Source organism: Acidobacteriota bacterium (assembly GCA_009838525.1).
Classification (GTDB): Bacteria; Acidobacteriota; Vicinamibacteria; order Vicinamibacterales; family UBA8438; genus VXRJ01.
This window is the reverse complement of sequence record VXRJ01000019.1, coordinates 160,356-184,443: the sequence shown is the minus strand read 5'-3', so window position 1 is coordinate 184,443 and position 24,088 is coordinate 160,356. Positions and strand designations below refer to the sequence as shown.

Sequence of the window (24,088 nt, the reverse complement as noted above, 5' to 3'; positions counted from 1 at the left end):
CGGACATCAGTAGGTGTAGAACCCCCGGCCGGTCTTGCGCCCGTGGCGGCCCGCGAGCACCATCCGTTTGAGCAGCGGCGGCGGCGCGAACCGTTCCTCGCGGAACTCCTCGTACATGATGCCGGCGATGTAGTAGGTCGTGTCGAGACCGACGAAGTCGAGCAGCGTGAACGGCCCCATCGGGTGACCCATTCCCAGCGTCATCGTCTTGTCGATGTCTTCGAGCGATCCCGCTCCCGACTCGTAGGCGCGGATCGCGTCGAGCAGGTACGGGATCAGCAGGCGGTTCGCGATGAACCCCGGCCGGTCCGGCGCGGTGACCGGGTCCTTGCCGACGCTCCGGCCGAACGCCATCGCCGCCTCGTAGGTGGCGTCGCTGGTCTCGATGCCCCGGATGACTTCCACCAGCTTCATGATCGGCACCGGACTGAAGAAGTGAATGCCGACGAAGCGGTCGGGCCGCCCCGTCGCCGAGGCGAGCTCGGTGATGCAGAGCGACGACGTGTTGCTGGCGAAGACGGTGTCCGGTCCGACGAGCGGCTCGAGGGCGTTGAAGAGGTCGCGCTTGACGTCGATCTGTTCGACGATCGCCTCGATGACGAGATCGCAGCCCGCCAGATCCTCCACGCGGCTGGTGACGGTCAGGTTGCCGAGGGTGGCGTCGCGCTGTTCCGGCGTTACCTTGCCGCGCTCGACGCCCGCGGACAGGAACCGGTCGATACGGGCCCGGCCCGCCTCCGCGGTCGCGTCGTCTATCTCGCGAACGATGGTCCGGTAGCCCGCCTGCGCGGAAACCTGGGCTATCCCCGAGCCCATCAGACCGCACCCCGCAATGCCTATCGTGTTAACTGTCATCGATTACGGTCGGCCCGAAAACACGGTCACGGAGCGCCGGGGGCGGGGGCGTCCTGGCCGGGGAGCAAGTCGAGGAGGGCGTCGGCCGGGAGATCGAACGACAACATCACGTTCGCACCGTCGCCGCTGAGCTGGAGCGCGTTCAGGAGGGTGGCCAGCTCGGGGCGTTCCGCCGCCTGCAACCGTCCGAGGGCCAGGAACCCCTGTACCAGGTCGCGGAGGTTGCGACCCGTCTCCTCGTCCGTCGCCTCCGCGGTGAGCCGCCCGCGGACGCCGCCGTTCACCTGGCCGCCGAGGGCGAACGCCGAAACCTGTGACATCTGCGATGCCAGTTGCTCGGGCACGACCGCGGCGTCCTGCAGGTCGTCGATGCTTCCGACGGTCCAGGCCGTGCTCCCCTCGTCGACGTGCTCCAGAAGCCCCATCAGGCGCGGGTTCGTATCCGCTCCGGCTTCCTCGTCGAGCGCCTGGCGCACGAGCGTTTCCGACCCGATTGCGACCACGCCGGGCTCGATGAACGCCAGGGCCGCGTCCTCGCCGACGGGATTGTCCCGGTCGGTCTCCAGGAGGATCAACGGGCGGCCGGCGTGGTCGATCGAGATCCCGCCCCGGGCGATGGCGATCGATTCGATGCGGTCGGCGTCGAAGCGTCCCACGAGGACGATTATTCCGTCCGTGCCGTCCCGCCCGCTGGGGACGAGCGCCGCGGCGACGCGATCGATGTCCGTGTCGAGATCGATGCCGGACCAGTCTTCGAGGGCGGCCACCCCGCCGTCGTCGGGTTCACGTTCCCGCAGCCGCGAGCGCAGGTCGGAGTTCATCACGTCGCGGACATTGGCGAACGAGATGATGGCCGCGTCGGCCGGGAGATACCGGAGTTCGTCGGGGTGGCCCTGGGCCAGGGCGGGCAGGCCGCCGCCGAGCCAGGCGACAAGGCCGACGGCCAGACCGGCCACGACGAGGCCGCCTCCGCCGAAGACGACATAACGCGTTCCCCTGCTCATCCGGGTAGCCCCTACGGGAGTATACCGGCCCACGCCCCGGAATGTTCCCGGCCGGGACCGGTGGTCCGGGAGTCTGACGGCGGCCGCGACCCGCCGGGGCGGGCAGCTGCTGGCGGGCCGCTATTGGACGCCGCAGGGTGGACCGGAGGCGCCGCCGCCCAGCAGCCGCATTTCCAGCAGATCGATCAACGCGGCGCAACGGTCGCACGGAGTGGCGCATTCGAGCAGCGCCTGCTTCTCGATGGGCGTCAGCTCCAGGTACTGGGAAAGGGCGTTCACCAGTTCGGCGTCGGCCATCTCACGCGGAATACGGGGAGCCGCGGTGTGGGCGTTCTGGTTCGACTGGCGTACGAGAAGCGCCTCGAGGCGCTGGCGGCCGTCGTGCAGGCGTTCCGGGTCGGCTGCCGCGGCGTCGGCGAACGGCTCGATGGTGGCGATCCGGTAGTTCCGCGAGTGGTCCTCGTCGACCACGCGGAAGCGCTCCACGCCCCGCAGGACGATGTTGTAGCGGCCCTCGGGAAGCGTCTCCACGTGGGTGATTCGGCCGGCGCAACCGACCGGAAAGACCGGCGGATTCGGATCCGGATGCTGCTGCCAGCCGTCGCGGAGCAGCACCATCCCGATGACGCGATCGCCGTCGAGGGCGTGGGCCACCATTTCGCGGTAGCGGGGCTCGAAGATATGCAGCGGCAGGAAGACGCGGGGGAACAGCACCACGTTCGGGAGCGGGAAGATCGGGATGCGGGAGGGGCGCGGGGAACTCGGCACGGTGGTCTGGCGCTCCTGTCAATGTACCGTCTTCGTCTTCCGGTCCATGTAGTCCATCAGCACGTAGCGGCCCAGGGTGTAGGGCGTCGTGAAGTAGGCCTTGCCACGGCAGATGGCGGCGACGCGCCGGACGAAACTGACCAGGTCGTAGTCGCGGGCCAGCATGAACGTGTTGATCATGATGCCGGCGCGCCGGCAGTTGGCCACCTCGGCGAACGTCTCGCGGATGATCATCGGGTCGAGACCGAAGGCGTTCCGGTAGATGCGGCCATTCTCCTGGGTCAGGGCGGAGGGCTTGCCGTCGGTGATCATCACGATCTGCCGCATGTCCTTCCGCTGCCGTTCCAGCAGGCGCCGGGCGAGGCGGAGCCCCTCGCGCGTGTTGGTGTAGTAGGGCCCGACCCGGACGCGTGCGAGCTGCTTGACCGGGATCTCCTCGGCGGAGTCGTGGAACAAAACGGCGTTGAGGGCATCGCCCGGGAACTGGCTCCGGATGAGGTGCGACAGGGCCAGGGCCACCTGCTTGGCAGGGGTGAAGCGGTCCTCGCCGTACAGGATCATCGAGTGGCTGCAGTCGAGCATCAGGACGGTAGCGCACGAGCTCTGGTACTCGCCCTGCGAGACCATAAGGTCTTCGTAGCGCACGTCGATCGCGGGATCGCCGGCCGCGCCCGTGGGCGCGCCGGACCTGGACCCGGCCCCGGACGCACCGGCGGCCGACCCCGCGGGTGTCGCGGTCCGCTGGACGGCATTCAGTATCGTGCCGCTGGCGTCGAGGTTCAGCGTGTCTCCGAACTCGTACTGCTTGGACGCGCCGCCGGCTTCGACCCCGGTGGCCATCTCGCGGGTGTCGTGCCGGCCGACGCTGGCCCGGCCGGTCGAGCCGAGCAGGTCGCGGAGGGCCCGGTAGCCGAGAAAGTCGAGGCTCTTGTCGGTTACCTCGAAGCGCGCCTGCCCCGGGTCCTGGTCGGGGCCGAGCCCGCCGCCGGCGCCGGGCGCCTCGGTCCTCTCGGCGTCCGAGTCCAGCGTGATGTAGCCCTGGGCCGCCATCTGGCGGATCAACTCCTCCACGAGGGCTTCCAGTTGCGAGCGCCCCTCCGCCTGATCGGCGTCGGCCGGATCCCCCAGCAGCCGCTCGACCGCTTCGTCCGAGAGCAACCCGTCGCGGAGCAGGGCGTCGAGGATGGCGTCGTGGAGCGACTGCACAGTTCGGTCGTCGCGATCCTCGCCGTACGGATCGTGCGGGCCGTAGGGCGAGTCGAACCCGCTCGACAGGAGCAGCCTCGACAGTTTCGACACCAGCTCGTCGATGTCGATGGCGCCGAACGGATCGCCGGTGTAGCGCGTGTACCGGTACCGCACTTCAGTTGTAGTACTGCTTCTTCTTGTTCTTGTTGCGGCCGGATCGCCGGCCGCCGCGCCGTGACTTCTCGGGCGTATCGAACGACGATTCGGGGCGGTCGAGGGCCGGCTCGCGGTGCATGCGCTCGGGCCGCTCGGAGCGGGGAAGGCCCTCGTAGCCGCCGCCCTCGCTCCGGCTGATCCGGCGGACGGCGCAGAGTCCCTCGAGGATGAAATCGATGGCGGCGGCGACGTCCGGCTCCGGGTCTCCGGGCGCGGCGCCGGCGTGGCTGGCCAACTCCATCAGGCCGTGGATCTGCGAGACGTCCTTCAGCATCGCGGTCGACGCGGTGGTATCGCTTTCCTGCAGCGTGCCCCCCATGTCGAACCACTCGACCACCTGGGTGGTGTCGACGCCGTCGAACCAGCCGTCGAAGACCGCGGCGATGGCCCCGTGGATCAGTTCGTGCGCCACCGCGTCGGCGCCCCGCAGCTCACCCTCGTACTCCAGCTCGAACTTCCCGGTCATCGACGGGAGGGCGGCGTAGACGTCGGTGACGCGCGCGGTCGGCGATTCGCCCGCCGCGAGGGCCCGCCGCTCCGCGTTCGACACGACGTTCTCCAGGCAACTGATGGGCATCCGCTGACTGACGCCGGAGCGGCCGTCGATCCGCTTGTTGGATCGCGCCTGAAACGCCAGTTCCTCGATCACTTCGCGCACGTAGGGCGGGACGTTGACGTCGCCGGGAGCGCCGTCCCCGTCGCGCGCGACCCACGCTTCCTGCCGGGTGATGGCGACCGCCTCCTCCCGCGTCCTCGGGTAGTGGGTCCGGATCTCGGAGCCGATGCGGTCCTTGAGCGGGGTGACGATCTTGCCGCGGGCGGTGTAGTCCTCGGGGTTGGCGGTGAACGCCATCATCACGTCGAGGTGGAGGCGGACCGGGTAGCCCCGGATCTGCACGTCGCCTTCCTGAAGGATGTTGAACAGGCCCACCTGAATCTTGCCGGCAAGGTCGGGCAGCTCGTTGATGGCGAAGATGCAGCGGTTCGCCCGCGGCACGAGGCCGTAGTGGACGGTCAGCTCGTCGGAGAGGTGCCGGCCGGCGCGCGCCGCCTTGATCGGATCGATGTCGCCGATCATGTCGGCGATCGTCACGTCGGGGGTGGCCAGTTTCTCCACATAGCGGAGCGACCGGTCGAGCCAGGCGACCGGCAGCTCGTCCCCCTCGACCCGCACCCGCTCGCGGCTGGCGGCAGAGATCGGGGCGAGCGGGTCGTCGTTGATGTCGGAGCCGGCTATAACCGGGATCGCTTCGTCGAGCAGGTCCATGAGCCCGCGGATGAGCCGCGTCTTCGCCTGACCGCGCAGACCCAGCATCACGAAGTCGTGCTGCGCCAGCAGGGCATTCACCACCTGGGGAACGACGGTTTCGTCGAAGCCGACGATGCCCGGAAAAAGGGGGGCGCCGCTGCGGAGGCGGGCTATCAGGTTTTCGCGGAGTTCGCGCCGCACGGAGCGCCGGCGGATCTTGCCTGCGTCGACGGCTTCGCGCAGCGCGCCTAGCGTGGTGGGCCGCATGGATCGATCTTAGCAGCCCGGCTGTCGGCCACCCGTGGTGAAATCCAGCAGCGGCGAGAGAGGGCCGCGAACGTTGCCGCGAGGTCTTGACAGGACTACAATGCGGAGGACTGTGGGTTGGTGTGCGCTCTTGACGCCGGCCCCCGGAACGGATTTGGGCGGCCGCCATCGGCTGGCGGCATCGCGATATCTGGAGAAGACGTTATGACCGAGCGGCCGAAGTATCCCGGCGAACGGATCACCGCAAACGGGAATCAGCTCGTCTCGTACCACACCGAGGCGCGGATTGCCGATGCGGGGATTTTCTATCCGATCACTCCCTCGACGGAGGGTGGCGAGCTGTACCAGCAGTCCTTCGCCGAAGGGCGCCTGAACGTCTTCGGGCGGAACACGCTGGCGGTCGAGGCCGAGGGCGAGCATGCTGCCCAGGGCGGCGCCATCGCCTACTCGGTCTGCGGGCGGCGGGTCGTCAACTTCACGTCGGGCCAGGGGATCGTCTACGGAATCGAGCAGTATTACCACGCGCCCGGCAAGGCGTCGACGATGGTGGTCGAGGTGGTGGCGCGCGCCCTCACGAAGCATGCGCTGAACGTCCACTGCGGGCACGACGACGTCTACGGCGCGCTCGACGTCGGCTGGATCATCCTGTTCGCGAAGGACGCGCAACAGGCCGCCGATCAGGCGCTGATCATCCGGCGCGTCACCGAGTTGAGCCTGACCCCCGGCATGAACGTGCAGGACGGCTTCCTGACGTCGCACCTCGAGCGGACCTTCTACCGGCACGAGTCGGAGCTGATCCGCGAGTTCCTCGGCGCCCCCGACGACATCATCGAGTGCCCGACCGAGGCCCAGCGGACGCTGTACGGCCCGACGCGGCGCCGCGTCCCGCGCATGATCGACCTGGCCAACCCCGTGCTCCTCGGCCCGGTGCAGAACCAGGAGCACTACATGCAGGGCGTCGTGGCGCGCCGCAACAACTTCGTCGAGCCGATTCTCGGCTTCCTCGAGGAGGCGCACGCGGACTTCGGCCGGCTGACCGGCCGTTACTACGGCCTCGTCACCGAGTACAAGGCGGACGACGCCGAGACGGTGTTCCTGTCGCTCGGTTCGGCGGCCGAGAACTGCGAGGCGGCGGTCGATCACCTGCGGGCGACGCGGGGCGCGAAGGTGGGCTCGATCCACCTCAACGTCTTCCGGCCCTTCCCGGAGCAGGCGCTGGTCCGGGCCCTCGCCGGCAAGAAGAACGTCATCATTCTCGAGCGGACCGACGAGCCCCTCGCCGGCGACAACCCGATGGGCCGCGACACCCGCACCGCGCTCAACAAGGCGCTCAAGGTGAACGGCCGCCCGGTCGAGGCCGGCTTCCCGGAGGTTGCGCCCGAGGACATGCCGCGCCTGTTCAACGGCACCTACGGCCTTGGGTCGCGCGACTTCCGTCCCGAGCAGATCATCGGGGCCTACGAGTACGTCCACGAGGGGCGCGCCCGGTCCGACGGCAAGACCGCGGACGAAGGCGAGTCGTTCCTCGTGCTCGGCGTGCCGCACCCCTACGAGGTGAAGTCGGACGAAACGCCGTCGCTCCTGCCGGAAGGGGCCATCGCCGTACGGTTCCACTCCATCGGCGGCTGGGGCGCGATCACGACCGGCAAGAACCTGGGCGCCATCATCGGCGACTTCAACGACTTCCTTTCCGAGCGGAGCGCCGAGACGGACGACTTCGGCCGGCCGAAGGAAGTGATTCACGTCTCCGCCAACCCGAAGTACGGGTCGGAGAAGAAGGGGGCGCCGACCTCCTACTTCCTCGTCGTCGCGCCGGAGCGGATCCGCGTGAACTGCGACCTCCGCCATGTCGACGTCGTGCTCTGCTGCGACCCGAAGGCGTTCACGCATTGCAACCCGCTGGAAGGGATGTCGGAAGGGGGCGCGCTCATCTGGGAGTCGGACGAGGAGCCGCAGGACGCCTGGGAGCGGCTGCCGCTCTGGGCCCGCTCGCAGATCATCGAGCACAAGATCCGGATCTTCACGCTGCCCGGCTTCGATATCGCGCGCAACGCGACCAACCGTCCCGACCTGCAGTTGCGGATGCAGGGCAACGCGTTCCTGGGCGCCTTCTTCTCGGTGTCGCCGCTGCTTCAGGACTTCGAGATCAGTCGGGAGCAGTTCGAGGAAGTGGTCCACGCGCAGTACCAGAAGAAGTTCGGACGCCTGGGGCCGGCCGTCGTCAAGTCGAACATGGAAGTGATGACGCAGGGCTTCAGCCGCGTGCGCGAGATTCCGGTCGGCGAGGTCAACGCAGCCGACCGGTCGACCCTGCGCGGCCTGCCGCTCCTCCCGCTGGCGGCGACGCCGGAGGCACCGGAAGCGAACGGCGGCGGCTGCGCGACCTGCCGCTCGCACCCGGCGCCCGAAGGCCAGGACGAGCGGACGCCGGTGACCCGGATCGCCAGCTTCGATGGCGAGTTCCGCTCGGACTACGGCTACGACCAGCCCGCGTCGCCGCTCGCCGCGATGGGTGTGATGGCGGCCGGCAGCGGCGACACCGCGTCCAAGTACGTTGCCCGGCGCGAGACGCCCCTCTTCATTGCCGAGAACTGCACGCAGTGCATGGAGTGCATCTCGGTCTGTCCGGACACCGCGCTCCCGAACTGCTCGCAGGAGATCGACACGATCCTGACGACGGCGATCTCGAACTACGTCACCGACGGCGGGGAGCGGGCGAGAATGCTCGCCAAGGTGCCGGAGATCGAGGCGCAGACGCGCGAGCGCATGAACGCCGCGGTGACCGCGAAGGAAAAGACGCCGCTGCCGGAGATCATTCGCGACGTCACCAACAGCGTCGACGGCTTCTCGGAGACCGCCAAGGCGGAGTTCTTCGATGTCATCGAGAAGCAGCCGCTGGCGTACCAGGGTGTGAACGCCATCTTCAAGTCGGCCGAGAAGAAGCACCCGGGCAGCGGCGGCATCTTCTCCATCTTCGTCTCGGACCTCTGCAAGGGGTGCGCGGCGTGCGTCACCGCCTGCGGCGACCATGACGCGCTCCGGATGGTTCAGGAGACCGAGCAGGTGAACGCCGATCACGAGACCGGAACGGCGTTTCTCGATCTGCTGCCCGACACGTCGCAGAAGTTCCTCGGCCTCTACAACAACGAAAACCCGACAGACTCGAAGACGGCGACGCTGCGCAACCTGATGATGGTCCGGCGCAACTACGACGCGCTGGTTTCGGGTGACGGCGCCTGCGCCGGCTGCGGCGAGAAGAGCATTCTGCGGGCCATCGCGGGAGTGACCGAGGCGTACCTGCGGCCCATCTTCCACGCGAAGGCGGATCGGCTGATCGCCTTGGCCGACCGGTTCGAGCAGGACGGTCCGGCCCGCCTGGCGGCGCTGGCCGACCGGGATCCGGAGCAGCACCGGCTCTTCGTCCGGACCGTCGCCCACATCGTGATGGGGCTCGGCGGAGACACCGACGACGATACGACGGCGCGGCTGGAGGCGCACGGGCCGATCGCGGACAAGGACGCGGTCGGCGCCATCGCCGCCGTCATGCGGCAGGAGGCGTTCAACCACCGCGACCTCCAGGCGCTCGACGGCCGGCTGCCGAACGGCCAGTCGGTGATGGCGATGGCGGCGCACACCGGCTGCAACACGGTGTACGGCTCGACGCCGCCCAACAACCCGCACCCGTACCCCTGGATGAACTCGTTGTTCCAGGACGGATCGACCATCGGCTGGCTGATCGGCGAGAGCTTCATCATGGACCACGGTCGGCGCTCGGTCATTCCGGAGCGGCTGGCGACCTGGATGCTGGAGCGCGACGACGACATCATCGACGAGCAGCGCTACTACGATTTCACCCACTTCTCCGACAACCTGATGACGGACGAGGAGATCCTCGAGATGCCGCGGGTCTGGATAGTGGGCGGCGATGGCGGAATGGGCGACATCGGCTACCAGAACGTGTCGAAGATGATTCTGCAGAACCGCCCGAACGTGAAGGCGGTGATGCTCGATACGCAGGTCTACTCGAACACCGGCGGCCAGAACTCCGACTCGACGCCGATGCTGGGCGGCGGCGACATGAACGCGTTCGGCGCCGCCAGCCAGGGCAAGTGCGTGGAGAAGAAGACGGTGGCCGAGACGTTCCTCGCCGGCCACGGCTCGCCCTTCGTCGCGCAGGTGTCGATCGCGAACGCGCCGAAGCTGTTCCGGTCGATCCTCGACTCGCTCGAGTACCGCGGGACCGCCTTCCTGCAGTGCTTCACCACCTGCCAGCCTGAACACGGCGTCGGCGACGACATGGCGCTTGACCAGGCCCAGCGGGTCCGCGACTCGCGGGGCGCGCCGGAGTTCGTCTTCAATCCGCGGCTGGGCGAGACCTACGCGGAGGCGCTCGATCTGAAGGGGAATCCCAACGCGAAGGGCGACTGGTACAAGACGCGGTTCAAGTCGACCGGCGAGCGCTACCGCTACACCGTCGCGCACTGGTGCGCCACCGAGGCGCGGTTCCGCAACCACCTGAAGAAGATCAAGGAAGAGGACGCCGAACGGATGATCCCGCTCGAGAACATGCTGTTGCGGCTGACGCAGAACGACGTGGTCTACCGCCGGCACCTCGACCCGGAGCACCGCGCCTACGTGCCGGACTTCGGCGTCTATATCAAGACGCTTCCCGCGAAGGGCGACAAGCCGGTCCTGATGAAGATCTCGCGGCAGTTGGTTCTCTTCTGCGTGGAGCGCCGCAAGGCGTGGCGCCTGCTCCAGAGCAAGGCCGGAATCGAGAACGTCGAGTATCTCGCGCAGCGCACGCTGCTCGACGACGTCGATTCGGGCCGGCTGTCCAAGGAGGAGCTCTTCGACCGCGCCGAGGAGCTTCTCGAGGAACGGATCCTCGGCCCCGCCGCCTCGAAGACGGCGTAGCTAGCTAACGCTGCCGAAGTCCGCATCGTCGCGCCGGGCCTTCGTAAGCCGCATCGCCCGAGGCGTTGCCGGCGGCGCGCTGGCCTTGTCGGGCCAACCGCGGTTCGCGGGCGCCGCGCCGGGGCAGCTCGGTGCGGGGTTTGGCGACACCTATCCGTGGGCCAGGCTGCGGTCACGCCTGCATGGGCGCTTTCGGGATCCGCGGCGCCATTTCGTCTTCGAGTACTACCCCTGGTACGGCATGGACCCGGTCTTTCACTGGGATCAGTGGGACCGGCGTCCGCCCGACGACCTGGCCGCGACCACCGTGCCGCGGCTCGGGGCGTACGACTCGACGTCGACGGCGGTGCTGGAACAGCACGCGCGCTGGATCGCCGAGGCGGGGGTCGGTGTCATCAACAGCAGTTGGTGGGGCCGCGACAGCTACACGGACCGCGCCGTCCACCGGCTGATGGACGTCATGGCGGCGCACGACATCCAGGTGATGTTCCATCTCGAGCCGTACAGCCCGCGGCGGGGAGAGCGCCTGACGGACGACATCCTGTACCTCCTGCGGGAATTCGGCGAGCGGCGCCGCTGGGACTGCTTCTATTTCAACGAGCGCGACGATGGCCGCAGCGGTCCGGTGTTCAAGGGCTTTCACACCCTCGTGCCGCGTCACGGGATCGATTGCCTCGGCCAGATGGTGGAGGTTCGCGATCATGTCCCGCCGGACGTCTGGCGGCGGTCAACCGACCAGGCGCGCACGACGCTGGCCGCAGACTTCCCGGTCCTGACCCTGCTGTCCGATCACTGGATAGCGAGAGACGTGGAGCCGGCCGGCTTCGACGGCATGGCGCCCTATGGAGCTTTCGTCGACCACGGGAAGTGGTACCGCATGGCGCGGGACGCGCGCCGGCACGGACTTTCGGTGTCCTTCGGCGTCAATCCCGGAAAGGACGCGATCGAACAGCGGAACCCGGCCGATCCCTGCTACGAACCCCTGTCGTTCCTGCCGGTGCCGCGGGGGGAGCCCATCGACTGGTCGCGTCCCGACGAGAGGGAGCGGGCGGCGCGTATCGCGACGCGGCAGATCGACGAGACGCTCGTCTGGGCGCTGGAACTACAGACCGATCCCTGGCTCACGGACGCCGGACAGGGTTTCCTCCTGGTGTTCCTGTGCTCGTTCAACGAATGGCATGAGGGCCACCAGTTCGAGCCGATGAAGGACGCGGCCGACCTCACGCCGGGTGAACGGGCGGTCGGCTACCACAACCCCGAGGACGGCGCCTACCGGCTGCGTCACCTCGCCGATCGCCTGGCGCGCGTCGTGTAGGCCGTCGCGGGTGGCGCCCCGCGTGTCGCCCGGGTCAGAGGACGGTCAGGGGCACTTCGGCCGTCGGCGACCCGCGCTCGCCGAACCAGCAGACGTGTTCGGCGATGACGTCGAGGACGATCCGGTATTCCCCGGGCGTTTCGATAGCGGGCAGGACGAGGTTCAGCGTCACCTGCCCGCCCGGCGCGACATCGTGGGGCAGTGGTGTGCGGGACCAATCCGCGTCGATGCCGGCGCGGGCGGCGGCGTGGTGGAGCTGCGCGCCAAGCTGGGTGGCGCCGCGGCGGTCGGGCGCACCCGACAGCCAGCGCGTATCGCCGGTGTTGGTCAGCCCCACGCGAAGCTCCAGGGGCTCCCCGGCCGTCACCCGGACGTCTTCCACCGCCGGCTCGATGCGTGCCCGCGGGTTGTCGGGGCTGCGGGTCGTGGGTTGGTATTCGCCCTTGTAGAGCACGATGTAGGTCGACGACTGCATCGCGGTCGCCAACAGCGCCCAGTAGTGGCGCAGTTCCCGTCCCGCGAGAAAATCGGGCAGCCGGGAGGCCGGCACCTCGATCGACAGCGGCAGGTCGATGGGGACCACGGTCATCCGGCTGAATCCGCAGGCAAGGGCGCGCGGTTCCAGCTCCGCGACGTCGATGTCGTTCTCCAGCACGTCCCAGGTGTCCATCTCGCGCCGGCTCTCCTCGGTGCGGCTGTGCCCGGCGGCCGGCTCTCGCATCGCCACGACGCCGCCGTCATTGAGGACACGCGCCATCTCCCGGAGGATCTCCTCCTGGTTCGGGATGTGATGGAACGCGTCGTACAGGATGATCCGATCCACGTGGCCATCCGGCAGCGGGATCCGGTGACCGTCGTAGGGCAGGAACTGTGGATCGAGATCCCAGTTGACGAGGGGGTCGCGCTGGAAGAGCTCGCGTCCCATCTCGAGCGCGGCAGGGGACACGTCGACCGCGATGGTCGGACAGCCGTACCGGTTGAGGAAGTGGAGCAGCCAGCAGGTTCCGGCCCCGAGCTCCATCACCACGTCGCCCGGCGCGAGACGGAGCCAGTGGGCGAGTACGCCCATGTCGAACAACCGGCGGGCGAAGTGTTCCGTGTCGGTGTAGGGCTTGCCGAGCAGGAAGGGTAGATCCTCGTGTTCGGCGAAGTAGCGGTCGGAGGCGGCGTTGAACGTGTCGGTGCGGGCGATCATCTGTTCCGGCGTGAATCGCGGGTGCGCGGCGGGCGGTTGGTTCAGCCATTTCGATACGTAGAGCCGCTCGAAGATGACGTTCAGCAGTCTCTGGACGCGGAGTGATCGCTTCGCCAGCCACTCGGCAATGGCGACGATGAGGTTGGCGAGAAACTGCGCCTTCATGGGGACGGTGCGCGAGAGCGTACTACAGAGGTCGCGCCCGGCCGTCAGCGTGTCTCGTCGGGGTCGGGGAGGCGCGGGATGGGTGGTGTGACGTCGACCTGCGGCACGTACAGCCGGACGTCGGTCAGGCTGGCGCGTCCCTCGTAGGCATTCGTGTAGGGATCGCCGATCACGAAGTAGTCGGGATAGGCGGAACCGGCCGGCCACTGATCGGGCCAGGTCATGCGGCCCCAGGCGTCGTCCTGCACGAGATCGGCGTTGAATCGCCCGTCGTACTCGCCGGCCGTCACGTTGTAGTGCCAGATGGGCGCGTCGCCCACGACGAACGGCCGGTGGAAGCGGAGCGTCGTACGGCCGACCCGCGCGAAGTTGCCGCTCGTTTCCAGCGTGTAGCCGGTGGCGCTCCGCTCAATCGCGAAGGTGTAAGTCGCCTCCGGCATCAGCTCCGGCTGCAGCTCGGCGGCCGACGAGAGATACGGCTCGGCAAGTCCCCCGGAACAGCTCGTCATGAACCACTGCGAGCTGCTGACGAGGGAGCCGCGCCCCGGGCTCCAGTTGGGCAGGCCGTTTATCCAGACGTTGACGGTGTTGAAGCTGCTGTCGCGGTACGCGTAGTACGTGTTGGTCATCGGGTCGCAGACCCGGCCGCCGGATCCGCTCCCGATACGGTCCGGATGCTGCGCGAAAGCATCCATCAACACCTTCCGGTGGTAGTGCCAGAAGTGGTTGTTTCGGGGGACCGGATCGGGGAAGTCGACGATCGCCAGGAAGTGAAACCCGTTGTAGCCGTAGGGGCCGGCGCGGACATCCTGCCACTCGCAGTAGGGGGCGGAAGCGTCGCCGGACCAGCCCCGCGTCCGTGAACCCTCGCCCCATGGATGCTGCGTCTTGCAGCCGGCTGTCCCGTAGCCGTTCACGCGTCCGTCGTATTGGAGCGAGCCATTCCGCTTGCCGCCGAAGTCCAGGGTCGTGAGCGTGTATTCGATGCGGTAGCGCCGGGGCAGGGCGCGGGTCGAGCGGACGATGGCCCCGCCGGTGTGGTCCGGCACGTTCAGGACGGCGACCGGCACGCCGTTCCGGATCTCGGCAGTAACGGACGGCGGTGCCTCGATCACGCCATCGCGGTTCCAGTCGCGACCCGACAGCGAGATGGTGAGCCAGTCGTCCTGGCCGGCCGGGAACTCCTTTCGGTACGTCGCGAACGAATTGAGCGCGGCGGTCCATGCCGGCCCGTAGTCGTTCCGGTACCACAGGCCGGCGTCGTCGACGATGGTGTCGAACGGCTCGCCGTAGCCGTCCCAGATCCAGGGCGTGACGTCGTCGTTGAGCGGGGTGGAGAAGTCCTCCGCGTAGAGCAGGGTCCAGGCCGTGTCTTCTTCGCCCCCGCTCGTGACCGGCGGAGGCTGGCCTGCGGTGGTCGCGCCGGGCGCGCCGTGCAGCAGCAGGGCACACGCCGCCGCGACAGCCGTGCCGGCGGCCAGACGCCGCCGGTTGGATTGATGCGCCACGCCTCCGGTCCCGCGCACGCCGCGGTTACCTTGTTGGCTCCGGCTGCGGCTGGGGTGGGGGTGGGGACGGGATGGCACTGGTCGGAAGAGCGAACGCCCGGTACTCGGCGCTCGACGGAGGACCCATTCGGCCGCCGCCCGCCGCGATGACCACGAACTGGCGTCCTCCCGCGGCGTAGACGGCGGGTGTCGAGAAACCGCCGGCCGGCAGGTCGGCCTGCCACAATTGGACGCCGTCGCGGGTGTCGAACGCGCGGAGCCTGGCGTCGGGAGTCGCCGCGATGAAAACGAGGCCGCCCGCCGTGACGACCGGGCCACCGAAGTTCTCGGCGCCATAGCCCGCGCCCTCCAGCGACGGATAGTCGCCCAGCGGTACCTGCCAGTCGAGTGCGCCGGTCGCCAGATCGATGGACGTGAGCGTTCCCCACGGCGGCGCGTTGCCGGGCAGGCCGTCCTGATCGCGGATGCGAGTCCGGCTGTCCAGCGAGTAGTCGGCGTCCGGGTTGGCGGCCTGGGTGATCCTGACGATGCCGCCGATCTCCTGTGCGTTGATGATCAGGCGGTTTGTTGCCGGGTCGAACGCGGCGCCTCCCCAGTTCGCACCGCCGGCGTAGGCGGGGTAGAGCAGGCTCCCCTCGAGGCTGGGCGGCGCGAGAGGCCGCCGGTCGAGTCGCTCGATGACCGCGCGAACGTACTCGCGCGCTTCCGGGCTGCGGGCCGTCAGCTCGAACCGCTGGCGGGTGAAGGCGATTGCCGATTGCGGCTGGGTGGGCGAGGCGCCCTCTCCGAGGACACGGCTCTGCGCCGCGTCGACCTCGGTGACCTCGAAAACCGGCCGGCCCGTTTCCCGGTCGAAGACGAAGAGCTGCCCCGTCTTCGTCGGTAGGGCTACCGCGTCGATCGCCGCGCCGTCGTGTTCCACCTGCACCAGCGTCGGCGGCGACGGAAGGTCGCGATCCCACAGGTCGTGCCGCACGACCTGGTAGTGCCACCGCAGGGAGCCCGTCCGCACGTCCAGCGCGAGAAGCGTGTTGGCGTAGAGATTGCTGCCCTGCCGCGTGCGGCCGTCGAAATCCGGGGTGGCGGATCCGGTCGGCGCGAACAGCAGTTCGCGATCGGCATCGAGCGCCATTCCGGTCCAGACGTTCGCCCCGCCGCCCGTCGCCAGCGCGCCGTCGGCCCACGTGTTCGCCGCCAGCTCCTCCGGGCGCGGGATGGCGTGGAAGCGCCACACGAGTGAACCGTCGACGGCGCTGTAGGCGGAGATCGAGCCCGGCAGCGCATTCCGATCCTCGCTCGTCGTGAAGCCGAGGACGATCAGATCCTCGAAGACGATGCCGGGGACTGTCACCGTGAGCGGCCCGGACAAGCCGTCCGGCATCAGGTCGAGCGCGCCGTTGTCGCCGAACGTCGGGACGGGGCGGCCGTCGGTGGGGTCGAGTGCGATCAGGTGGCGCCCGGCCGTATAGAACAGGCGCGTTTCCGCACCCCATTCCCACCACATGAGGCCCCGCTGGTGAGTCTGCCCCCGATCGGCGTCATGGCGCCACAGCTCCTCTCCGGTCGCCGCGTCAAGGGCGAACGCCACGAGCCTCGGCGACAGGCCGTACAGGACACCGTCCACGACGAGCGGACTGGTGTACATGAGGGAAACGCCATCGCGCAGCTCGCCGGAATCGTAGCGCCACGCCGTTTGCAGCTGGTGGACGTTGTCACGGGTGATCTGGTCGAGCGGCGAGTAGTGCCGGCGCCCGGGGTCTCCCAGGTAGGTTCGCCAGTCCGCCCCTTGCGCGTCCGCAACCGCGGGCAACAGCAGCAAGGCCAGCAGCGGCAGGCGGAAGCGCGGGACAGCCCGGACTGTCGGACGCGACACGCGCCCATCCTACTTCCACGGGCTGCCAGGTGTGAGACCCCGCCCGCCGCCGGCGAGAGATAATTTGGTCGTGGAGGGCCGAAGATCGGCCGAGGGGAGAAGACGTTGCAGACACGAGTGGCAGTGATTGGGGCGGGTCCGGGAGGCTACGTGGCGGCGTTTCGCGCGGCCGACCTGGGCATGGCGGTGACGCTGGTCGACGAGGCGCCGAAACCCGGCGGGGTGTGCCTGTACCGCGGGTGCATGCCGTCGAAGGCGTTGCTGCATGCGGCGCGCGTCGTCAGCGAGGCGCGCGAGGCGGAGCGGTGGGGGATTGCGTTCGGCGAGCCGGCGATCGATCCGGCGCGGCTGCGGGCGTGGAAGGACGAGGTGGTGGCGAAGCTGACCGGGGGGCTGGCGCTTCTGGCCAGACAGCGGGGCGTAACGTGCGTGCAGGGCCGCGGCGCGTTTGCCGACGCGGCGACCTTGAGCGTCGGGCCGGCCGGTGCTTCCGCGACCGGAGAGGCATCCCGCGTTGCCTTCGATCACGCGATCATCGCGACCGGATCCCGGCCGACCCGGCCTGGGCCGCTCGCCCTGGACGATCCGCGCGTGCTCGATTCGACCGGCGCGCTCGATATCGACCGGATTCCGAAGTCGCTGCTCGTCGTCGGCGGCGGCTATATCGGCCTGGAACTCGGGACGGTCTACGCGGCCCTCGGCGCCGACGTCACCATCGTCGAGATGACGGGAAGCCTGTTGCCGGGGGCGGACGCCGACCTGGTGCGCGTGCTCGCCCGGCGGATGAACCGAATCGCGGCGGCCGTGCACGTCAACACCACGGTTCGCGGGCTGACGCCGCGGCCCGACGGGATAGAGGCGGCGCTGTCCGGATCGGCCGCGGGCGGCGGCGCCTCCGCCGGCGGCGGCCCGCGCGAGTGGACGGAACGGTTCGACGCGGTGCTGGTCGCGGTGGGACGCACGCCCAACTCCGGCATCGAGGGTCTTGACCGGACACGCGTCGAGCGGGACGAGCGAGGGTTCATTCGTGTCGACGCCCAGCGGCGCACCGCCGAGCCGGCCATCTTCGCGGTAGGCGACGTCACCGGCGAGCCGATGCTGGCCCACAAGGCGTTTGCGGAAGCGGGCGTCGCGGTGGAGACGATTGCGGGGCGGAACGCCGCGTTTGCGCCGCGCGCGATCCCGGCGGTTGTCTTCACCGATCCGGAAGTGGCGTGGTGCGGGCTGACCGAGATGCAGGCGGCGCGCGAAGGCCGAGACGTCCGGGTGGCGCGGTTTCCCTGGGGAGCGTCGGGGCGGGCGCTCACGCTCGACCGGCCGGAGGGGGTCACCAAGCTGGTGATCGATCCCGGCACGGAGCGCGTGCTGGGAGTCGGAATCGCGGGAGTCGGCGCCGGGGAGTTGATTGCCGAAGGCGTGCTGGCGGTCGAGCAGGAGCTCCGGGCGTCGGAGTTGGGTCAGGCGATCCACGCGCACCCCACGCTGTCCGAGACGATGGGTGAGGCGGCCGAGGCGTTCTTGGGCCAGAGTGCCCACATCTACCGGCCGAAGCGGTAGCGCGTCCTGACGGGACGCGTCGCGCCGTCAGGACGCGTTGGGAGTTTCGCCAGCGAGACTCCTGCGCGGTTTGCTAAGCCGTGGCGGCCTGGTACGAGTCGGCCTGCTCGTGCGCGTGGTAGGAGCTGCGTACCAGCGGACCCGATTCCACGTGACGGAAGCCGATCTTCAGGGCGTGGCGCTTGAGGTCCGCGAATTCGTCGGGGTGGTAGTAGCGCGCGACGGGCAGGTGGGCGGGGGAGGGGCGGAGGTACTGGCCGATCGTCAGGATCTGGCAACCCGCCGCCCGCAGGTCGGCGAACGCGGCCAGCAGTTCGTCCGTCGTCTCGCCGAGGCCGACCATGACGCCGGACTTGGTCGGCACCTCCGGACGGCAGCGCCGCGCGTGGTCGAGCAGGCCCAGCGCCCAGCGGTAGCGGCCGCCGGGGCGCGCCGTGCGATAGAGACGCTCGACCGTCTCCAGGTTGTGGTTCAGGATGTCGGGCCCGGCGTCGAGAACCGCCTCGATCGGCGCCGGGCGATTCGAGAAGTCGGGGATCAGGACCTCGACGCGGCACCCTGGCGCCCGCTGGCGGATCGCGCGGACGACGGCGGAGAACGCCGATGCGCCGCCGTCCGGAAGGTCGTCCCGGTCGACGGAAGTGACTACGACATGGTCGAGGTCGAGCGCGAAGACCGCTTCCGCCAGCCGCTCGGGTTCGTCGGGATCGACGCGGCCCGGGGTCCCATGCTTCACGTTGCAGTAGCCGCACGAGCGCGTGCACGTGTCGCCCAGGATCATGAAGGTCGCGGTCCCATGCTGCCAGCACTCGCCGATATTGGGACAGCTCGCCTCCTCGCAGACCGTATGGAGGGACAGCTCGCGCATCAGCCCCTTGAGCCGCACGTAGCCGGGGCTGCCGGGTGCGCGCACCCGAAACCAGGGCGGTTTCCGTTCACGCGGGAGGTCCGGATTACGGGTGGGACGGCCGCGGAAGAAGGTGACGGGGGCCATCGCTCAGGATCGTAGCACGGGGCCTTCGGGGCGCCCGATAGCGGCCCCCGGTGGCGCCGCACCGGCCGGCCTGAAGGGAGGGTGGAGCCCGTTTGACTTGGTCAACAACGGGCCGCTATTGTAGGCCGTTTATGCCTGAGACGCTTGTGGCTCCCGTCCCCCTCCCGATTGCCAAACCCGGCCCAATCCACTGGAATCTGGGCACCGCGGCGCTCTACGAAGAAGCAGTTCGACGCGATGAAGGAACCGTCGCCGAGTCGGGTCCGATCGTTTGCATCACGGCCCCCCACACGGGACGCTCACCCAACGACAAGTTCCTCGTGAAGGAGCCGTCGACAGAGCGCGACGTCTGGTGGGGCAAAGTCAACCGGCCGATCGACGGGGCGGTGTTCGACGCGCTCTACGAGGAGACGATGGCGTCGCTCGACGGCAGGACGCTCTACGTGCAGGACTGCTTCGCCGGCGCCGATCCCGACTACCGGCTGCCGATTCGGATCGTGACCGAGCGGGCCTGGCACAGCCTGTTCGCCCGGACGATGTTCCTCGAGCAGCCGGCCGGCACCCCGCCCGGCGGGCATGAGCCACAGTTCACGGTCATCGACATTCCGTCGATGACCGCCGATCCGGCGCGTCACGGCACCAATTCAGGCACGTTCATCCTCCTCAACTTCGCCCGTCGCACCGTGCTGATCGGCGGCACGAGCTATGCCGGCGAGATAAAGAAGTCGATCTTCACCGTGATGAATTACCTGCTGCCGGCCCGGGGCATCATGTCGATGCACTGCTCGGCCAACATTGGCGCGGACGGCGACACCGCGCTCTTCTTCGGTCTTTCCGGCACCGGCAAGACGACGCTGTCCTCGGATCCCAATCGCGGCCTGATTGGAGACGACGAGCACGGCTGGAGCGATAACGGCATCTTCAACTTCGAGGGCGGCTGCTACGCGAAGACGATCAAGCTCTCGGAGGAGGCCGAGCCGGAAATCTACAGCACGACGCGCCGGTTCGGTACGGTGCTCGAGAACGTGGTGATGGACCCGGCGACCCGCCGGCTGGATCTCGACGACGATTCGATTACGGAGAACACGCGCGGCGCGTACCCGATCTCGTTCATCGACAACTGGGTCCCGTCGGGGCGCGGCGACCACCCGGCGAACATCGTGATGCTGACGTGCGACGCGTTCGGCGTGCTGCCGCCCATCTCGCGCCTGACGCCGGCCGGCGCGATGTATCACTTCCTTTCCGGCTACACCGCCAAGGTGGCGGGGACCGAGAAGGGGATCACCGAACCCAAGGCGACGTTCAGCACCTGTTTCGGCGCCCCGTTCATGGTGCACCATCCGACCACCTACGCGAAGCTGCTCGGCGATCGCATCGCTTCGAGCGGCGCCCGGGTCTGGCTGGTCAACACGGGGTGGACGGGCGGCGCTTACGGTGTCGGCAGCCGGATGAAGATTGCGCACACCCGCGCGATGATTTCGGCCGCGCTGTCGGGCGCCCTCGATGACGTGCCGTACGCGCCGGACCCGATCTTCAACGTCGACGTGCCGACCGCGGTGCCGGACGTGCCGAGGGAGGGGCTCCAGCCGCGTGCCGCGTGGAGCGACGGGGCGGCCTACGACGCGCAGGCGGTGACTCTCGCCGGCATGTTCGCCGAGAACTTCGCCGCGTTCGAGTCGGAGGCCTCGGACGACGTGCGGCAAGCGGGTCCCCGGGCCTAGGCCGCTAACCCGGCCCAGGCGGCGCGGTTTCGCCTCGCGGTCCGGCCGCCCGAGGCTGGCGACCTGGCGACATGACATTCGAACCGGTCATCGGCCTCGAGATTCACGCGCATCTCCTGACCGACACCAAGATCTTCTGCGGCTGCCGCACGGCGTTCGGGGCGCCTCCCAACAGCCAGGTCTGTCCCGTCTGCCTGGGGCTGCCGGGCGCGCTGCCGGTGCTGAACCGACGCGCCGTGAAGCACGCGGTCCGGGCGTCGCTCGCCCTGGGCTGCGACGTGCAGCCGGTTTCCATCTTTGCCCGCAAGAACTACTTCTATCCGGACCTGCCGAAGGGCTACCAGATCTCCCAGTACGAACAGCCGCTCGCCACCGGCGGCCGGGTGGCGTACGCCATCGACGGGGCGCCGCACGAGGTGCGCATCACCCGCGTCCACATGGAAGAGGACGCCGGGAAGTCGCTCCACGAGGGCTTTCCCGACTCGGAGCGCTCCACCTATCTCGACTTCAACCGAAGCGGCGTTCCGCTGATCGAGATCGTCACCGAGCCCGACCTGCGGGCTCCCGGCGAGGCGGCGCACTTCTTCGAGCACCTGCGCCGCATCCTGCTCGCCCTCGGCGTCAACGACGGCAACATGGAGGAGGGCAGCCTGCGGTGCGACGCGAACGTGTCGGTCCGCCCGGCCGGCGCGGAGCGGCTGGGCGTCAAGGTCGAGGTCAAGAACCTCAACTCGTTCCGCTTCCTCGAGCAGGCGCTGGCCCATGAAGTGGAGCGCCAGACCGGCGTGGTCGAGGGGGGCGGCAGGGTAGTGCAGGAGACCCGCCTCTGGGATACCGCGCGGCGCCGCACCACCGCGATGCGAAGCAAGGAAGAGGCGCACGACTATCGGTATTTTCCGGATCCCGACCTCCCGCCCCTCGTGGTGGACCCGGCGTGGGTGGATGCGCTGCGCGGGTCGCTGCCCGAGCTGCCGGAGGCGCGCCGGCAGCGCCTGATCGCGCGATACGCCCTGCCGCAGCAGGATGCCGCGCTGCTGGCGCACGACGGCGCGGTGGCCGACTACTTCGAGGCGGCGGCCGAAGCCTCCGGCAACCCCAGGGGCGCGGCGAACTGGATCATGGGCGAGTTGACGCGGCTTGCGAAGAGCGGGAACGTGAGCGTGCCCGCGGTGGGCGTTACGCCAGCGGCGCTCGGCGCGCTCGTGCGGATGATCGACGGCGGCAAGGTCAGCGGTTCCGCCGCCAAGGGCGTGCTGGAGCGGATGGCGCGGACGGGCGACGCGCCGGAGGCCATCGTCGAAGCGGAAGGATTGGCCCAGATCGGCGATGCGGGCGCGCTCGAGGGAGCGGTCCGGCAGGCGCTGGCGGACAATCCGGATGCCGTGCGGAAGTTCCGTTCCGGGAAGGAAGGCGCGCTCGGCTACCTGGTGGGTCAGGTGATGCGGGCCACCCGGGGCCAGGCAAACCCGCGCCTCGCCAAGGAAATGGTGCGCAGGGCTCTGCAGGAATGAGTTGGCGCGTATCTCGGTTTGACACTGCCGAGCCACGCTGTCTACACTGATTTATTCACCTTCCTTATGGCGCCAACTGACGTTGCGTTGCCCCGCGAGCCTGATGCCGGCGTTCCGCCAGCCTGGCTCCGCCAACCCATGTCCGTCCGGATCAACTTCTACCGGGAGGAGTTGTTCAGGCATTGGCGCTGCCTGGAACAGCAGCGCGAGCACTACTCCGAGAAGGCAATCGGCGACGTTGAAACGGCGATCCTGAGGCTGATGCAGCGCGTCGACAGACTCTGCGAAGAAGACCGCGGTGAAGCGGTGGTTCGCCGGCTGCTCCAGACGATCGATGGCATCACCCGTCTCTCCACGTCGACCGACCGCAAGCCGCTCCATTGATTCTCCGGCTGACTCCGCACCCCGCTCCCCATCTCCGAGCCTCCATCTGACTCTCGCAACCCTTAGACAGCAGGCGCGCCGCATCGTCGACGCCGGCATTGCCGCGGCTGGCGCAGGGCGCCTGACGGCGCGCGCGCTCGTTACGCCGGCGGTTGCCGCCGCGTTGGGGCGCCGCGCACCGATCGTGATCGCCGCCGGCAAGGCGTCCGCCGTGATGGCGCGGGCGTTCGTTGCGTCGCGGGGGGGCGCGTCGGCGGGCCCGGACGTCGCCGTCCGCGGCATGATTGCCTCGCCGCAGGCGGGCGCTCCAGCGGGTGGGCTGGAGTGGTTCGACGTCGGTCATCCGACTCCGACCGCGGGCAGCGCCGCGGCCGGCCGGCGGGCGCTGGAGCTGGCCGCGAGCGCCGGCGACGACGAGGTGGTCGTCCTGCTGCTGTCGGGCGGCGCCTCGGCCGGACTGGCCGCTCCGGTAGAGGGGATCACGCTGGAGGACAAGGTGGCGGTCACGACGCTGCTGTTGCGCGGCGGCGTCGCGATAGACGACCTCAACTGCGTCCGCAAGCACCTGTCGGCCATCAAGGGCGGGCGTCTCGCCGTCGCGGCGGGCGGCCGTGTGGTCACCCTGGCGATCTCCGACGTGGTCGATCCCACCCCGGATGATCCGGCCGTGATCGGATCGGGGCCGACGACCCCCGACCCGACGACGTTCGCCGACGCGCGGGCCATAGTGCGGGCCGCCACCGCGGCGACTGCGGCCGCCGGTCCGGCCGGGGGACTGGACGCCATGCCGGCCGCCGCCCTTGACGCTCTCGATCGAGGCGTTCGGGGCGAGATTCCCGAGAGCCCGAAACCCGGCGATCCTCGGCTTGCCGAATCGTCGTATCACCTGGCCGGCAGTCGCCGCGAAGCGATCGATGGGGCGGCGGCCGAGGCGAGAGCGCTCGGTTTCACCGTGCTCCGAATCGACGAGCCGGTCACCGGCGAGGCCCGTGACGTCGCCCTGCGGCACGTCCAGCACGTGGCGCAACTGGCCTACGAGCAGCCGCGTCCGTGTTGCGTGCTGTCAGCCGGGGAGACGACCGTCCGCGTCAGGGGAAGCGGCAAGGGCGGTCGGAATCAGGAGTTCGCGCTGGCCGCCGCTTTTCATCTGACACGTCGTTTTCCGCAGGCGGTCCTCGCGAGTGTCGGGACCGACGGCATCGACGGGCCGACCGAGGCCGCGGGTGCGCTGATCGACACCATGACACCGACGCGCGCCGCCGACGCGGGGCTTCAACGCCCCGAGATCTACCTGGCGGCGAATGACTCGTTCTCCTTTTTCGACGCGCTGGGCGATCTCATCCGCACCGGCCCGACCGACACCAACGTCGGCGATCTCCAGGTAGTTCTGATCGCGTGACG

15 protein-coding genes and 1 pseudogene are annotated in these 24,088 nt (G+C 69.1%); 7 read left to right on the top strand and 9 right to left on the bottom strand.

Annotation, left to right across the window (positions count from 1 at the left end; translation table 11 throughout):
- Window positions 1–6: 6 nt before the first annotated feature.
- The 5 genes and pseudogenes from F4Y45_10600 to F4Y45_10580 form a co-directional block, all read right to left on the bottom strand.
- Window positions 7–855 carry a 3-hydroxybutyryl-CoA dehydrogenase gene (locus F4Y45_10600; protein MXY24957.1) on the bottom strand — a complete coding sequence of 283 codons (849 nt, stop codon included), beginning with the start codon at window positions 853–855 and terminating at the stop codon, window positions 7–9.
- A gap of 26 nt (window positions 856–881) precedes the next feature.
- Window positions 882–1,859 (bottom strand): hypothetical protein, encoded by a 978-nt coding sequence (locus F4Y45_10595; GenBank protein ID MXY24956.1) that lies wholly within the window; start codon window positions 1,857–1,859, stop codon window positions 882–884.
- Between the two features lie 120 nt (window positions 1,860–1,979).
- The gene (locus F4Y45_10590) at window positions 1,980–2,627 is read right to left on the bottom strand and encodes a hypothetical protein (GenBank protein MXY24955.1); all 648 of its coding nucleotides are present in this window, start codon (window positions 2,625–2,627) and stop codon (window positions 1,980–1,982) included.
- Between the two features lie 18 nt (window positions 2,628–2,645).
- Window positions 2,646–3,989, bottom strand: a complete 1,344-nt coding sequence (locus F4Y45_10585) for a VWA domain-containing protein (protein MXY24954.1) — start codon at window positions 3,987–3,989, stop codon at window positions 2,646–2,648.
- Window positions 3,990–4,098: 109 nt separating this feature from the next.
- Window positions 4,099–5,547: pseudogene (locus tag F4Y45_10580) on the bottom strand (magnesium chelatase).
- A gap of 204 nt (window positions 5,548–5,751) precedes the next feature.
- Between F4Y45_10580 and F4Y45_10575 the strand changes: the two are divergent.
- Window positions 5,752–10,464 (top strand): oxidoreductase, encoded by a 4,713-nt coding sequence (locus tag F4Y45_10575; protein MXY24953.1) that lies wholly within the window; start codon window positions 5,752–5,754, stop codon window positions 10,462–10,464.
- Between the two features lie 85 nt (window positions 10,465–10,549).
- A complete protein-coding gene (locus F4Y45_10570; protein ID MXY24952.1) occupies window positions 10,550–11,779 on the top strand; it encodes a hypothetical protein in 1,230 nt (409 codons plus the stop codon).
- A 34-nt stretch (window positions 11,780–11,813) separates the two neighbouring features.
- Here F4Y45_10570 and F4Y45_10565 read toward each other — a convergent pair whose 3' ends face one another.
- Genes F4Y45_10565 through F4Y45_10555 form a run of 3 tightly spaced genes read right to left on the bottom strand, consistent with a single transcriptional unit; the run spans window position 11,814 to window position 16,520 of the window.
- A complete protein-coding gene (locus F4Y45_10565) occupies window positions 11,814–13,139 on the bottom strand; it encodes a class I SAM-dependent methyltransferase (GenBank protein ID MXY24951.1) in 1,326 nt (441 codons plus the stop codon).
- A 44-nt stretch (window positions 13,140–13,183) separates the two neighbouring features.
- Window positions 13,184–14,665: a mucin-5B gene (locus F4Y45_10560; protein MXY24950.1), complete on the bottom strand. Its 1,482-nt coding sequence runs from the start codon at window positions 14,663–14,665 to the stop codon at window positions 13,184–13,186.
- Between the two features lie 7 nt (window positions 14,666–14,672).
- Window positions 14,673–16,520 (bottom strand): PQQ-binding-like beta-propeller repeat protein, encoded by a 1,848-nt coding sequence (locus F4Y45_10555; protein ID MXY24949.1) that lies wholly within the window; start codon window positions 16,518–16,520, stop codon window positions 14,673–14,675.
- A 105-nt stretch (window positions 16,521–16,625) separates the two neighbouring features.
- On the opposite strand from F4Y45_10555, the gene lpdA reads away from it, so the two are divergent.
- Complete coding sequence (gene lpdA, locus F4Y45_10550) at window positions 16,626–18,077, top strand: dihydrolipoyl dehydrogenase (GenBank protein ID MXY24948.1); 1,452 nt, start codon at window positions 16,626–16,628, stop codon at window positions 18,075–18,077.
- 73 nt (window positions 18,078–18,150) lie between these two features.
- Here the strand turns inward: lpdA and lipA are convergent, their stop codons facing one another.
- Window positions 18,151–19,071, bottom strand: a complete 921-nt coding sequence (gene lipA / locus F4Y45_10545) for a lipoyl synthase (protein MXY24947.1) — start codon at window positions 19,069–19,071, stop codon at window positions 18,151–18,153.
- A gap of 131 nt (window positions 19,072–19,202) precedes the next feature.
- On the opposite strand from lipA, the gene pckA reads away from it, so the two are divergent.
- From pckA to F4Y45_10525, 4 genes are all read left to right on the top strand, one after another.
- Window positions 19,203–20,792 carry a phosphoenolpyruvate carboxykinase (ATP) gene (gene pckA / locus F4Y45_10540; GenBank protein MXY24946.1) on the top strand — a complete coding sequence of 530 codons (1,590 nt, stop codon included), beginning with the start codon at window positions 19,203–19,205 and terminating at the stop codon, window positions 20,790–20,792.
- A 71-nt stretch (window positions 20,793–20,863) separates the two neighbouring features.
- Complete coding sequence (gene gatB, locus F4Y45_10535; protein ID MXY24945.1) at window positions 20,864–22,303, top strand: Asp-tRNA(Asn)/Glu-tRNA(Gln) amidotransferase subunit GatB; 1,440 nt, start codon at window positions 20,864–20,866, stop codon at window positions 22,301–22,303.
- 138 nt (window positions 22,304–22,441) lie between these two features.
- Window positions 22,442–22,687, top strand: coding sequence for a hypothetical protein (locus F4Y45_10530; protein MXY24944.1), 246 nt, complete (start codon window positions 22,442–22,444; stop codon window positions 22,685–22,687).
- The gene (locus tag F4Y45_10525) at window positions 22,638–24,086 is read left to right on the top strand and encodes a DUF4147 domain-containing protein (GenBank protein ID MXY24943.1); all 1,449 of its coding nucleotides are present in this window, start codon (window positions 22,638–22,640) and stop codon (window positions 24,084–24,086) included. The genes F4Y45_10530 and F4Y45_10525 overlap by 50 nt, the downstream gene beginning before the upstream one ends.
- The last annotated feature ends 2 nt before the right edge of the window (window positions 24,087–24,088 follow it).

Bases quoted from the DNA above. Each gene is read 5' to 3' on its own strand.
- F4Y45_10600 (MXY24957.1), bottom strand. From the start codon at position 855: ATGACAGTTAACACGATAGGCATTGCGGGGTGCGGTCTGATGGGCTCG.
- F4Y45_10595 (MXY24956.1), bottom strand. From the start codon at position 1,859: ATGAGCAGGGGAACGCGTTATGTCGTCTTCGGCGGAGGCGGCCTCGTC.
- F4Y45_10575 (MXY24953.1), top strand. From the start codon at position 5,752: ATGACCGAGCGGCCGAAGTATCCCGGCGAACGGATCACCGCAAACGGG.
- F4Y45_10565 (MXY24951.1), bottom strand. From the start codon at position 13,139: ATGAAGGCGCAGTTTCTCGCCAACCTCATCGTCGCCATTGCCGAGTGG.
- lipA (MXY24947.1), bottom strand. From the start codon at position 19,071: ATGGCCCCCGTCACCTTCTTCCGCGGCCGTCCCACCCGTAATCCGGAC.
- pckA (MXY24946.1), top strand. From the start codon at position 19,203: ATGCCTGAGACGCTTGTGGCTCCCGTCCCCCTCCCGATTGCCAAACCC.
- gatB (MXY24945.1), top strand. From the start codon at position 20,864: ATGACATTCGAACCGGTCATCGGCCTCGAGATTCACGCGCATCTCCTG.
- F4Y45_10530 (MXY24944.1), top strand. From the start codon at position 22,442: ATGTCCGTCCGGATCAACTTCTACCGGGAGGAGTTGTTCAGGCATTGG.
- F4Y45_10525 (MXY24943.1), top strand. From the start codon at position 22,638: ATGGCATCACCCGTCTCTCCACGTCGACCGACCGCAAGCCGCTCCATT.